The organism is Bacteroidota bacterium, from assembly GCA_036522515.1.
Taxonomy (GTDB): Bacteria; Bacteroidota; Ignavibacteria; order UBA10030; family SZUA-254; genus VBOC01.
Window position 1 is genome coordinate 20,789 of the sequence record DATDFQ010000064.1, and the last position, 12,931, is coordinate 33,719.

At 49.8% G+C, this 12,931-nt stretch carries 12 protein-coding genes and 1 tRNA gene; 4 read left to right on the plus strand and 9 right to left on the minus strand.

Going from position 1 to position 12,931, the window contains the following annotated elements; genetic code table 11:
- Window positions 1-309: 309 nt before the first annotated feature.
- The 4 genes from VI215_13785 to VI215_13800 form a co-directional block, all read right to left on the minus strand.
- Window positions 310-837, minus strand: coding sequence for a universal stress protein (locus VI215_13785; GenBank protein HEY6193388.1), 528 nt, complete (start codon window positions 835-837; stop codon window positions 310-312).
- Window positions 838-850: 13 nt separating this feature from the next.
- Window positions 851-1,777 carry a branched-chain amino acid transaminase gene (locus VI215_13790; GenBank protein HEY6193389.1) on the minus strand — a complete coding sequence of 309 codons (927 nt, stop codon included), beginning with the start codon at window positions 1,775-1,777 and terminating at the stop codon, window positions 851-853.
- A 13-nt stretch (window positions 1,778-1,790) separates the two neighbouring features.
- On the minus strand, window positions 1,791-2,912 hold the full coding sequence (locus tag VI215_13795) for a hypothetical protein (protein HEY6193390.1): 1,122 nt from the start codon (window positions 2,910-2,912) through the stop codon (window positions 1,791-1,793).
- Between the two features lie 290 nt (window positions 2,913-3,202).
- Window positions 3,203-4,390, minus strand: coding sequence for a pyridoxal phosphate-dependent aminotransferase family protein (locus tag VI215_13800; GenBank protein ID HEY6193391.1), 1,188 nt, complete (start codon window positions 4,388-4,390; stop codon window positions 3,203-3,205).
- A gap of 239 nt (window positions 4,391-4,629) precedes the next feature.
- Here VI215_13800 and VI215_13805 point away from each other — a divergent pair, with 239 nt between their 5' ends.
- Both VI215_13805 and VI215_13810 read left to right on the plus strand, forming a co-directional pair.
- Window positions 4,630-5,613: an NAD-dependent epimerase/dehydratase family protein gene (locus VI215_13805; protein ID HEY6193392.1), complete on the plus strand. Its 984-nt coding sequence runs from the start codon at window positions 4,630-4,632 to the stop codon at window positions 5,611-5,613.
- Between the two features lie 84 nt (window positions 5,614-5,697).
- Window positions 5,698-5,770 (plus strand) — tRNA-Met (locus VI215_13810).
- Here the strand turns inward: VI215_13810 and VI215_13815 are convergent.
- The 5 genes from VI215_13815 to VI215_13835 all read right to left on the minus strand — a co-directional run bounded on the left by VI215_13815 (window position 5,752) and on the right by VI215_13835 (window position 10,446).
- Entirely contained in the window at window positions 5,752-7,485 is a 1,734-nt protein-coding gene (locus tag VI215_13815) for a recombinase family protein (protein ID HEY6193393.1), read from the minus strand. The genes VI215_13810 and VI215_13815 overlap by 19 nt on opposite strands.
- A gap of 259 nt (window positions 7,486-7,744) precedes the next feature.
- Entirely contained in the window at window positions 7,745-8,044 is a 300-nt protein-coding gene (locus VI215_13820) for a helix-turn-helix domain-containing protein (protein HEY6193394.1), read from the minus strand.
- A 66-nt stretch (window positions 8,045-8,110) separates the two neighbouring features.
- Entirely contained in the window at window positions 8,111-8,419 is a 309-nt protein-coding gene (locus VI215_13825; GenBank protein HEY6193395.1) for a hypothetical protein, read from the minus strand.
- A 378-nt stretch (window positions 8,420-8,797) separates the two neighbouring features.
- A complete protein-coding gene (locus VI215_13830; protein HEY6193396.1) occupies window positions 8,798-9,628 on the minus strand; it encodes a hypothetical protein in 831 nt (276 codons plus the stop codon).
- 266 nt (window positions 9,629-9,894) lie between these two features.
- Window positions 9,895-10,446 (minus strand): hypothetical protein, encoded by a 552-nt coding sequence (locus VI215_13835; protein HEY6193397.1) that lies wholly within the window; start codon window positions 10,444-10,446, stop codon window positions 9,895-9,897.
- Window positions 10,447-11,000: 554 nt separating this feature from the next.
- On the opposite strand from VI215_13835, the gene VI215_13840 reads away from it, so the two are divergent.
- On the plus strand, window positions 11,001-11,879 hold the full coding sequence (locus tag VI215_13840) for a site-specific DNA-methyltransferase (protein HEY6193398.1): 879 nt from the start codon (window positions 11,001-11,003) through the stop codon (window positions 11,877-11,879).
- Window positions 11,839-12,582 carry a PmeII family type II restriction endonuclease gene (locus VI215_13845; GenBank protein ID HEY6193399.1) on the plus strand — a complete coding sequence of 248 codons (744 nt, stop codon included), beginning with the start codon at window positions 11,839-11,841 and terminating at the stop codon, window positions 12,580-12,582. Before VI215_13840 ends, VI215_13845 begins: the two co-directional genes overlap by 41 nt.
- Window positions 12,583-12,931: the final 349 nt, after the last annotated feature.

A 12,931-nucleotide genomic window follows, 5' to 3' on the forward strand; every position in this document is an offset into this window, starting at 1 on the left:
AGCGCAAGAACAATGGGGCTAATCCGAAAAAGCGTTGTGGGTATTCGTCGCATAGGCGTCCTCTTTCATGAATCGGATCGGGTTGTCAAAACAGAAGAGATAAGGCCGGCGCTCGATACGGGCGGCGTCTATAGATAAGTTAGCAAAAAGGAGCCGAGAGTCAATACGGAAAACCCCCACCTCGAAATGCCGGTAGCACGTGGTTTGGGGGTATTCTGAGGGTGTGAGGGTTGGCGCCCGGAGTTGACGCCGGATCCGGTGGGGCTTAGCTCTGTTTGGGACGCGCGTTCAACGACACAATCGCGGGGATCACTCCGGGCTGAAATATCCTCCCGGTCTTACCATCAGGACAGGGCAGCGCGCCCTCTTCACCACCTTCTCAGCGGTGCTGCCGAAGATCAGGTGCTCGACGCCCGCATGACCGTGTGTGGCGATGACGATCAAGTCGACGTGTTCTTCCTTTGCCGTATTGAGAATCTCAAGGAAAGCTCTCCCCGTTTGGACAATGGCTCGCGCCGTGAGCCCGGCCATCACATGCTCCTTGATCAACTGAGCCAATCCGGCCTTTCCTCTGGCGGTGAATTCAGGTTCGAGGTTCGGCATCGCCACCTGCCCGAATCCGAGATCGGAGGGATACACGATCGGTTCGACGACATAGACAAGGATCAGCTCGGAACGGAATTGTTCCGCGAGTGTGTTCGCATAGGTGAGCGCGTCTTTCGAGTGCTCGGAAAAATCGATCGGCACAAGAATCCTTTTCAGGGAAACCGGCAGTGGCGTGTAGGCCCGCTTTTTCTCGTCCTCCAGTGGACCCTTCTTCGAGGGTTTCAGTTTCATGATAAGATCTCGCTCAATCGTTGAAGATGAACTTCAGCCAGTTATGATTGTCTTTGCCGTTCCGAACCACATCGAAAAACGCGGTCTGGACCTCCTTGGTGATCGGTCCGACTTTTCCGTCGCCGACATGGAGACGGTTCACGCTCCTTATCGGCGTAATCTCGGCGGCGGTTCCCGTAAAGAATAGCTCGTCGGCGATCGTCAGCATCTCGCGGGAAACAGGCGCTTCGACGACGCGGTATTCCGCTTCCCTGAGTAATGTCATCACCGATGACCTTGTAACACCCGGAAGGATGCTGGAAGTGAAGGGGGGAGTATAGACATCGCCGTTTTTGACCATGAAGATGTTTTCTCCGCTTCCCTCGCTCACATGCCCCGAAACGTCGAGGGCAATTCCCTCGACAAAGCCCGATGAAAGCGCTTCAATCTTGATTAGCTGGGCATTCAGATAATTACCGCCCGCTTTTGCAATCGTGGGGAGTGTGTTCGGTGCCGGACGAGTCCAGGACGACACCATCACATCGATCCCCTTCGTCAGCGCGTCGGCCCCCAGGTACGTTCCCCAGTCCCATACCGCGATCGCCACATCGACCGGGTTACTGAGCGGATTCACTCCGACATCCCCATAGCCGCGGTAGACGATCGGCCGTATGTAGCACGATTTCATCTTGTTGACACGGATCGTATTGATCACCGCGGCCTCAAGCTCGTCCCGCGTGTACGGTATTTCTGCATGATAGATCTTTGTGGAATCATAAAGCCGTTCCATGTGCTTGTCGAGCCGGAAGATCGCCGACCCCTTTTTGGTCTCGTAGCAGCGAATTCCTTCGAACCAGCTCGACCCATAGTGGATGACGTGGGAGAGGACATGAATCTTTGCGTCCGCCCAGTTGACAAGCTTTCCGTTCATCCATATTTTTGCGACAGGTTTGACCGGCATGGATATGGCCTTCCTAAGCTAGTGGAGTTTCATAGATGCGATAGGACTTGACGCGATCGGCCTGCATAAGCTCCGCCCCACGGTTCATCATCACGTTATCTTCCAAGATCCATCCCGCCTCGCCCTCAGGATACCCGAGTTCGACACTGCGCTTTCCAGTCTCATAGAATAGCACACCCCCGGCGCCGGTCATCTGATGTTCCTTGACCACGCCCAGGGTGATGATACGTGTGGCCTTGATGGCTTTCTTATACCGGAGGAGACAGTAGAGGCCCGGCAGGAGGTAACCCTTCCGGTTGTGCTTGAATGCGATGTTCAGGTCGGGCAGCGAGAGCGAGAACCCGATCGGCTCTCCCTTGTGTTCTGCAATTATGACGAGCCCCGGAACCACGACAGGTTTCAAATCTTTCGCGAGCGCGTCAAATTCAGCGTCTGTCATCGGGACGGCGCCCCAGTTGTACTGCCATGCTCTATTATAGAGCGCGTGGATAAGCTCCACTTCGCGGTTGAAGTTCTTCATGTCGAGGGGACGGAACGATATCCCGTGACGGCTTTTCACCATCGCCGAAACCCGTTCAAGTTTTTCGCTGAAGACTTTGTCCTTGTGGACATGCCAGGCGTGCAGGTCCTTCACTTTTTTCAATCCCGCCTTCTCAAGGAGGGTTGCATAGTATGGCGGGTTATAGGGCATCAACACGACAGGCGGCTTATCGAATCCATCGATCAGGAGACCATACTCATCGTTGACCGACGGGCTTGCCGGTCCGCGCATCGCATCTGCGCCACGCTGCAAGAGCCAATTTTTTGCTGTGCCGAGAAGAGTGTTGGCAACATCCTGATCGTCTATGCATTCGAAGAACCCAAAGAAGCCAACTTTGTCGGAATGCTCCTTGTTGTGATTGTGATTCATGATCGCGCCGATCCTGCCCACTATCTCCCCGTCCCGGTATGCCATGAAGAATTCCGCATCCGCGTGCGCGTAGAACGGATTCTTCTTCTTGTCCATCAGTTTCCGGCGGTCCATCAATAACGGCGGCACCCAGTATGGGTTGCCCTTGTAGATCTCCCACTGGAATTTAATGAATCGCTTCACATCCCCGGAACTACTCACATTCCGGATCACAACCGGGTTCATATTGTCATCCTGAGCGAAGCGAAGGATCTCGACCTCGTCATCCTGACATGCTCTTGGTCAGGATCTTCTCTCGTTCCCACGCTCTGCGTGGGAACGCATACCGCGGCGCTCTGCGCCGCAGCAAAAAAATCATCACCTCCCCAGCCCGTCATCCTGCCCCCTTAAACTCGTCATCCTGACATGCTTTTGGTCAGGATCTTGATTCTCTTGATTCATGAAACGAAGGATGAACAAGCCGGTAGGAGGGATCCGGCCGGACAGCAGATGGTGTGCGGCGTGCGGTGGGCGGCTCAAGTGATTAGGCCGAGCTTTTTCCCTTCGACCTCGAACAGATCCAGGATTTTGTCGAGATGCTTATCCTCGTGGCTAGCCATATAGCTCGTGCGCATCATCTGCATCCCCTGGGGGACGCCCGGACTGATAAACGCGTTGACAAACACCCCGGCATCGAAGAGGTCGCGCCAGAATTTGAAGGCAATCATGTCATCTCCCACGATCACGGGGACGATGGCAGTTTGCCCGTCAATGACCTGGAAGCCCAGTTTCTTGAAGCTGCTTCGCATCTTGTTAGCGTTCCGGAGGAGGCTGTCAATCCTTTCCGGCTCTTTCTCGAGTATATCCAGCGCTGCAAGTGCCGCGGCGACCGATGCGGGCGTCGGGCTCGCGCTGAAGATGAGCGCCGGGGACTGGTGTTTCAGGAAATTGATCGTCCGCTCTTCACCGACGACGAACCCACCGAGAGATGCGAATGTCTTGCTGAATGTCCCCATCACCATGTCAACCTGATCGGTCAGCCCGAAATGGCTGGGGGTTCCTCTTCCACCCTTTCCGATCACGCCTACCGCATGCGCGTCGTCAACGAGGGTCCGGGCATTGTGTTTCTTGCAGATACTTACGAGGTGCGGAAGATCGACAATCTCGCCCGTTGTGCTAAAAACACCGTCTGTGACCACCAGTTTTGCCGCCTCGGCAGGTAGGCGCGAGATCACGCGCTCCAGATCCGCCATGTCGTTGTGCTTATAGCGGACAACCTCAGCGAACATCCCCTTCGCCATCATGACGCCAGCAACGATGCATGCATGGTCGTCCTTGTCGATGAGGACATACTCTCCGCGCTGAACAAGGGAGGGGATAATGCCTTGAGCGGTCTGGTAGCCGGTGCTAAAGAGGAGGCAGGCCTCGGTTCCCATGAATTTAGCAAGCCGGGCCTCAAGTTCGTTGTGCAGATCGAGTGTTCCGGTCAGGTAACGCGATCCCGAGCAACCCGTCCCGTACTTCTCGACCGCCTTGATGGCGGCTTCCTTGACTTTCGGATGAGCGGTGAGGCCGAGGTAGTTGTTCGAGCCCGCCATGATGACCTTGCGGCCCTCGATTCTGACGACCGGTCCCTCGTTCTCTTCGATCGCACGGAAATAAGGATAGAACCCGGCGGCTTTTACTTCGTCTGCGCGGGTGAAATCACGACACTTTTGAAACAGATCAACCGGTTTCTTCGCCCCAGCCGTTCCTTTTCCATCGTTCGCAACCGGCTGCGCGGTCTTTGAAGGCTCTTTCGTCGACTCTTTCGTAGTTTCCGTGCTCAAAGTTCGAATTACGCTCATTGATTGTCTAATTTTTTTTCAATATACTCCATTGGCTTCTTAAAGTCAATCCAGCTGTAGCCCAAGCTGTCATCCTGACACCTTTTCTGTCATCCTGAGCGAAGCGAAGGATCTCCATGCTCGTCCTCATCACCGGGGCCACCGGCTTCATCGGCTCTCATCTTGCCGAAGAACTTCATAAGAAGGGGTATAAGTTACGCTGCCTTGTACGCAAGACATCCAATCTCGTCTGGATCAAACACCTCCCAATCGAATACATATACGGCGACCTTTTCGACGAGGCGGCTCTCAGGCAATCAGTAGCCGGAGTTGACTATATCTACCACGTCGCCGGCACGACAAAATCAAGAACGAGGGAAGGATATTTTCGTGGGAACCATCTCGGGACCAAAAACCTCCTCGATGCGGTCCGCGAAATGAAGCCCAATCTGAAACGATTCATCCTCGTCAGCTCGATGGCAGGAGTGGGCCCGGCAACCAGTGTCTCCCCCCTTGACGAAACCACTCCCTTCCACCCCATCACGGCCTACGGTGAAAGCAAGATGGAGGCGGAGAAGGAATGCTTGAATGTGGCCGATTCCATCCCGATAACCATCGCCCGTCCCCCCGCCGTGTATGGCCCGCGTGACAAGGACGTATTCGAATTCTTTAATACCATGAACAAGGGCCTCCAGCCGATGATCGGCTTCAATGACAAAACAGTGAGCCTGATTCATGTGGCAGACCTGGTGAAAGGTATCATTCTCGCCGGAGAACGCCCGGAAGCCCTCCGCCAGACATACTTTATCTCGAGTGAACGATTTTATAAATGGAAGGAAATTGGGGAAGTAACTGCCCGCGTTATGCAGAAAAAGGGGCTTCGGCTGCACATCCCGGTATCCCTCGTCTACACAATTGCCGCGGTTTCCGAGCTGTTTTCAATGGTGAGTGGAAAAGCCGTCCTCCTGAACTGGGAAAAGGCGAAGGATATTGTGCAGGATGCCTGGACTGCGGACACTTCCAAGGCAAAGAAAGATTTGGGATTCCGTGAATCCTTCTCACTCGAGGAGGGTGTCCGCAACACCGTTCAATGGTATCGCGAGCAGGGATGGCTGAACTAGATGTCATCCTGAGCGAAGCGAAGGATCTCTGTCCCGGTCAGGTTGATTTCAGCGAGGATTTTTTGTATATTATACCCACAACACCGCGGGGTGGAGCAATTGGTAGCTCGTTGGGCTCATAACCCAAAGGCTGAAGGTTCAAGTCCTTCCCCCGCTACGCTCGGCACTCACAGGTTTTTCTGTGGGTGCCTTTTTATTTCTGTACAAATCGATGAGTTCTTCTGTCACGGCCGGTATTTTCCAGAGGTACAAATGTGCCACTTTCTCATGTCTGTCTACTATGATAGCGGAAACAGCCCTCCGGATCAGGAGTTTCTTTTCTTCCACCGGTGCACGTTGCATTCGATCTATAAAGCTCATCATATAGTTCCGTACCTTCTGCGTCGTGCTTCCAATATCGATGCGAGCATTTTCCCTTCTCAGGGCTAGGAGCCGCTCCTTAAGGTGTGTGCGCTGTATTTCCAGTTCCCGAAGACGCTCGATAATCACATTAGACGGTCGAGCCGAACCACTTCCCTCAAAAGATTCAATCCACTTCTTCAACCTCGACTCGACTTCCAACAGTTTTGTAGTAATGTCTTCGATTTCGGACTTAATTCTATTCGGTCCCTGATCATAAAAGTTTTTGAGTTCTTCCTCGATCGTCTCAATTACTAAGGGATTATTCATCCTTTTCGCGATTGCTGCCATTGTAGACTCTTCCAACTCCTCCTTCTGCACCCCGTGATAAGAGCAGACTCGTTTGTTCTGCCAGCCGCCGTCGATATACTTGTAGTAACGTTTTCCGTCTGCAGATCCAGACCAGCCTTGATAATTAAATCCGCACAAAGGACAACGGATAAGTCCCGTGAGCAGATAATGACTCCGGAATGTATACTGATTCACTGAGGACTTTTGCACAGTGAGCCTGCTCCAGGAGTTTGCCTTGTCCCATAATTCTTTACTAATGAGGGCTTCGTGAGCATTCTCGACAATGACCCAATCCTTTTTATCATTCAGCCAGTGCGGATAATTGACGCCCGTTTTTGCGTCGCGTCCCGCCAGCCGTGCTCGGATCTTGCTCATTGAATTCCTATTGTAGACCCTGGCACCGTAATATGTGGGATTATTGATGATAGTTTTTACGCTTACAGTGGCCCACCTTTGATCGCGGTTCCGCCATCTTCCACGTTTGGGGCAACTGATACTCCGGTCATTCAAATCCTTCGCTATATGAATGTACGATTTACCGTGGGCACGCTCCGAGAAAATAAATCGGACAGTTTCAACCTCGTCGGTAGCGCCAATTCGCCACTTAACCTTTTCCTGTCCTGCCACAGACCATTCTCCATGAGCTAACTCCCGCTCGACGCCGGTTTTCGTATTCACCGCGATGCGTAAATACCCATACGGAGCCGTACCACCGTTTGAGTATATCCCATTGTTGAACGCGCCACGAATGGTAAGTCCAGACAAATCCTTGCTATACTGAGATGCCTGGATACCGGCGAACGCGTTGAGCATCGGCGCATATTCATGGTCGGGGTCAATGGAAGTCTTTACAAGCAAGACCTTTACTCCCAACCTCCGAAAGTGTACTCTCCAATACGTATTCTCCTCGGAGTCTATCGCACGTCCCCAGCGTGATTCATCGTAACAAATGACGGCTGCAAACTGTGCTTTGCCGGATTCGACCTCGCTAAGCATTCGCATAAATTCCGGCCTCTGGGTAAACGTCGTCCCCGACTTACCAAAATCAATATAGCTTGAAATGATTTCATAGCCGTGGGCGGCGGCGTATGTTCTAGTTTCGCGTTGCTGTTGTTCGGGAGAATCTTCCTGTTGCTCCGTCGAACAGCGTATGTATTCTGCGGCTTTCTTAATCAGTTCCATAGGTTCAGGTTGTTGGGAGAATTCAGAATAGTAACTCCCCACAATATAATTAATTCTCGTAAGAATTGGGATCTGCGGGAATACTGGTCTCGCGCTGGTCCTCGGCGATAATCCATCGAGCAATTAAATGCGCAAGTCCCCGGAGTTCTTCGGGGGTAAGCGCTTCCTCGGAGTCGTGTACTTCAATTCTTAGTTTCAGTTTCGAGTCGATGTTTCTCTGCATGCCGGTACAGCCGCCTGTTCGTTCCTCTAACTTTTATCAAGCGAAATTATCGTCGCCGCGGTTCATCAACTTAATTAGTTCTCCGGAGGGGTCATACCTTTTCCTATGCCAATCCGAAGTATGCTTCCCCGGCCATGTGGTATTGTCCCGGAGCCATTCCCTCATGGCGGGCATATAGAACAGAACCCTTCCGCCAATCTTCGTGTAAGGGATCTTTCGGATCGTTACGAGGCGCCGGATGAACCATACTGAAGTACCGAGGTATGCAGCTAGTTCTCGGACGGATAGAACTTCAAGATCGGGGATTGTTGTTTTGTTGGTTGTTTTCTTGCTCATGTTATCGTCCTAGATAAAATTACCGGTCCAAGTGGTGCACCACCGGAGCCGGCATCGGTTTGAACGCTATGCTTTTTCCTTTGCCTTGTCCTCCTTTCTTTTCTTTTTCTGCTCACGGAGCCATGCTTTACGGTCAACGATCTGCGCCATGAAATCTGAATCCCTCAGACTTTTCACAACGTCGTTTGCTACGGCCTCGTCCGAGATCGTAATCATGATAACGCCGTCTTTGAGCTCCCGCTCCTCTATCTCCGTGCGGCTATCTGTGACGGCGATCGTAATCAGCTCAAGATCGTGTTTGGCCTCTGTTGATTGAAACGTCTCCAGATCCTTATCGAGATCCGTCTCAATCGTGATTGTTGCTTTTCTTGTCATCTGCATATATTACCCTTATTAGGATTTAGAATAACTCGTTAATTGAAATCACGCTTTTTGTCGGGAGGCGCGAACCGCCTCAGTATCCGTTGGGGATGGTGGCCCACGAGCGGGATTCCTCGATATACCCGCGCCACTCCTATGATCTATTAATCTATTCACACCTTCCAGGACGGTCGTTCGCATCTGTTCCTCCTTTCGCATTGATTATCGTTAACCGAACACGTATTGGAAAATGATGTGACGCTTATCTTTAGTAGATAGCGCGCCTTGTTCTGGTTAAAGATAGAGAAGGTAGAACTGGGATTTGTAAGAAAATCGGGGAGGAGAATAGACCTCAAGTTTTCAGGCTTGTGAAAACCTGAGGCAAAACAAGAACTAGGGTTTTCTTAGTGTGACTCTGACGCTCGGGAGAATCTTGGAGATTGGCACGATGAATCTGTTATTCTTGGGGTCGAAACTTATCGAGTCTGATGGAACAGCAAGCGGCACATCAGTTAGGATAAACAGTTTATCGAGTTTGTCAGCCTTCGCCCGTACTATCCGCATACGCCTTCGATAAACATTCCATTGATCTCGCATCCGAATGCCCACATCATAATATGAGTCGCGCTTTTCAAACCCCCAAAAGACTAGAAGATGTCCGATGAGCGTTAACGCTTCATTTTTCAATCGACCATCTTTTTGCTTCATGGTAGAAAAGACATAATCCAGTATAGAATGGAGTATGAGAGTATCTAATTGCGACATGCTGACTTCCAGCTCATGGTCGATTTCCGGGATGTAATATTTTATCGGATACCGATACTTCTTGCTCTGTGGTGGGCCCCATAATTCCACAATTCGATTCAGAATGCGATCAACGTAGCTGCAAAGCATGAGATACTCGCGTGGTTTAAGGCTAGATTGGTACTCCGTCATTTTTGGGTCTAGCTTCAATCCAATTTGAAGGTTTTCTTTCACAGCAATGTACGCCGGAATTACCTTCCGGATGGCTCGTACGCCGCGCTCATATTCCATTATGGCATTATTCATGAACCCCTCCTGCGATTTTGCATAACAGAGGTTGAACAAGATTCGAACATAGGTGCTGGGCTGGACACTATATAGAGCCAACAACTTATCCATCGTATCAAAAATACACATTTCAATCGCCTTATCGCCTCTGACATAAGCGGAGGTATCGCGCTCCCAAACAGCTTTATCCATGTGATTCGTAACATGATCATCAATAACTTTTATCTGTTCTTTTGAAAGATGTCGAGAGAACTCATACTCCTTCTTAAAATTACTGTAGGAGGATCGTGCGGTTCTCAGCTTTTGTTTGGTTGCCGTTCCGCTATTGCTCTTTGTACGAGTCATATGATCACAAAAGGTATTTTTACTTTGGTCTTCCTACGATCTCAATCCCCACCACCGGATGAACCTCCCACGCCGTCGCACGCCTGATATTCATGCTGAGCTCCGGATGATTGTCATTCTCCCTCAGCGGGAGTAAAATCAACTTCCTTTGGGCCAAACTGTGTAGAGATATAGAGAGTGTATTTGCAAGTTGCTGGATCGACAATACGTTTCTCACGACGATATCCTCCAGTGCTCGGCAATGGGAAATAGATGTATCCGTTTACACTTTCCTCAGGGAATATTGTGTTGCGCCTCAGAATTCCCGAGTTCACACTTCTTTTAAAGATATCATACAATAGGGCAGTGCGCGCGATTGAGGCGGATGTCTTGTTCGAAATAGCTGCGACTTTTTCTGATTTGTCATTTACTTTCCATTCTTCGCCTTTTGAGTTCTTAATTGTCGTCGGCTGAGCGGAAAGAGCCTCCAGAGTACCACCAATGGCTTGAAATATCATGCTTGTGGCCTCTTCATTCTTGATATGCGCCAGTATCTTTGTCGGGGAATCAGGCAAAATATCATCGAAATTACTCTCATCCCTTTTCATTCTAAGGACCGTAGCTTTGAGCGGTTCGAGAAGAAATGGGGAATTCGAGTTGTTCTTGTAAAGGAACCAGAGTCTCATATATCCGTTACTAGCAATCTCCGTCGGCTCAAGGGATAACATCATAATGGAACTATCTGATCTCAAAGCGCCAATCGGAACACCATTTCTAAAAAATGGAGTGGTCTGCGAGCTTTCCACTGGCAAGAAAATTGTTGGCGGAGTAGTACTGGCGCATCGCTCAATACGACGGAAAGGACACAAAGACCCAGTAGTACATTTGACATGAACTCCTCCACGAATGTTCGGTCGATGTGGGATCTTGTTTGTGCAACCATTTCCCACCGGAAGTGATTATTTTTCAGACCTCTGCTTGGGAAGTTAACGAAATACTCCACGACAGGCAACACGCACGCATCGGAGCCAAACATCTTCGACTTGCGCGCCCATGCCGTTGACATTGGCGCGGCGGTTGCGTATAATTCGAAGTACAAACAACTGCCTCCGCCTGACTTAGATTTATTATTTCTCCGGGAGACGCGTGGACATCAGCTCGAATACTCTCACAAACGCCTATGAACTTGACAGCTTCGCACAATACAAAGTCTCAGCATTCTCAAAAAGGGAGGAAAACCATGGAATACAATCCAGCATTATATCTTGGCGATTGTGAAAAGGAGTTGAAAAAACTTCCTAACAGTTGCATTGATCTAATTGTAACGTCCCCTCCGTATGCTGACCAACGCGTTAGCACTTACGGTGGCATTCCCCATGATAAATATGTTGCATGGTTTCTTCCAATCTCAGAGCAACTATTGAGAGTTCTTAAGCCAACGGGAACATTTGTCTTGAACATTAAGGAAAAGGTCGTCCAAGGCGAACGCAGTACTTATGTCATGGAACTTATTCTGGCGATGCGTAAACAAGGCTGGCTGTGGACGGAGGAATTCATATGGCACAAGAGGAATTCCTATCCAGGCAAGTGGCCAAATCGTTTTCGCGATTCTTGGGAGCGTTTGCTTCAGTTCAATCGAGAGAAAAAGTTCCATATGTACCAAGAAGCAGTCATGGTGCCAATGGGTGATTGGGCAAAGACTCGCTTGAGACGCTTGAGCGACACGGACAAAGTTAGAGACGCCTCAAAGGTCGGCAGCGGCTTCGGGAAGAATATTTCCAACTGGCTTAACAGAGACAAGGCTTATCCCAGCAACGTGTTGCATCTGGCAACAGAATGCAACAATAAGAATCACAGCGCTGCGTTTCCCGAAGAACTTCCAGAATGGTTTATTAAGTTATTCACCAAACCAGATGACATGGTACTCGACCCGTTTTTGGGTTCGGGGACCACGATCTTCGTCGCCAAAAGGATGAGACGCAATTCGATTGGTATCGAAATTGTGCCTGAATATTATCAAATGGTCAAACGCCAGATAGAGTCCACCGAACTTACTATTTTAGAACCCAAAGTCAGATATGCGAAAGCTAAAGCTACAGGACATCACGCAGTACGCTGAAAAGAACATTGGGACGTTCCACGAAATACGGATTCACAGTTTGGAGAGATTGAAGCTATCAAAAGTCCTTAAGCGAAAGAATCCCTACTTGTTCAAAGCGAAATACATGCATACGTCTGAGGGGATTATTCGAGCCTTAGTCGATGCACATCTATCTTCCAATGAAGAAACGATTTTCGGTGACTGGCTGGAAGAGCTTGCGATATTTATAAATAAGAGAATTTATGGAGGGCGCAAATCAGGGATTGAGGGAATTGACCTTGAATTTGACCTTGAAGGAACTCGCTTTATTGTGACTATTAAGTCGGGTCCCAATTGGGGAAATAGCTCACAGATCAAAAAGATGGCAAGTGATTTTAAGAGGGCAAAGAGGACACTTCGGACGGGCAATTCTAAGCTCAACGTAACGGCTGTTAACGGTTGCTGCTACGGTAGAGATAACAATCCCGACAAAGGTGAATACTTTAAGTATTGCGGACAACAGTTTTGGGAATTTATTTCTGGTGACACGGAACTTTACACGGAGATCATTGAACCTCTAGGGCACAAAGCAAAAGAAAAAAACGACGCCTTTATGAAGTCGTACTCTCAGATAATAAACAAGTTCACCAAGGAATTTACAAACGACTATTGTTCCAGTGATGGTGCAATCGATTGGACAAGGCTCGTCAGGTTTAACTCCGCATTAACACCCCCCAATTAGGAGTAGAATTACATTATCGAGTTTAATGGATTTGAGACTTCAGTGAGTTCGCCGGCCAAAACGTGTGATTGGCCAACGAATTCATAGTCCCGTTCTATCCTACCCCGCAGCCCGATACTCCTCAAATCGTTTCTCAAGCAGTACGGGATCGGGCGATAAACGCTTTGGGGTTGGAAGAACAATCCTAGTATTATTAATGCCTTTGAGTCTGGAGTTTACCCCTTGCATGAGACAGTTTTTTTGAGTACTAAGGTGGACATTCCGAAGGAGGGAATGTCCGATGCCCAAGGATCGACGAAGGTTCTCACGAGAGTTTAAACTGAAGGTTGTCCAGGCCTACGAGTCCGGC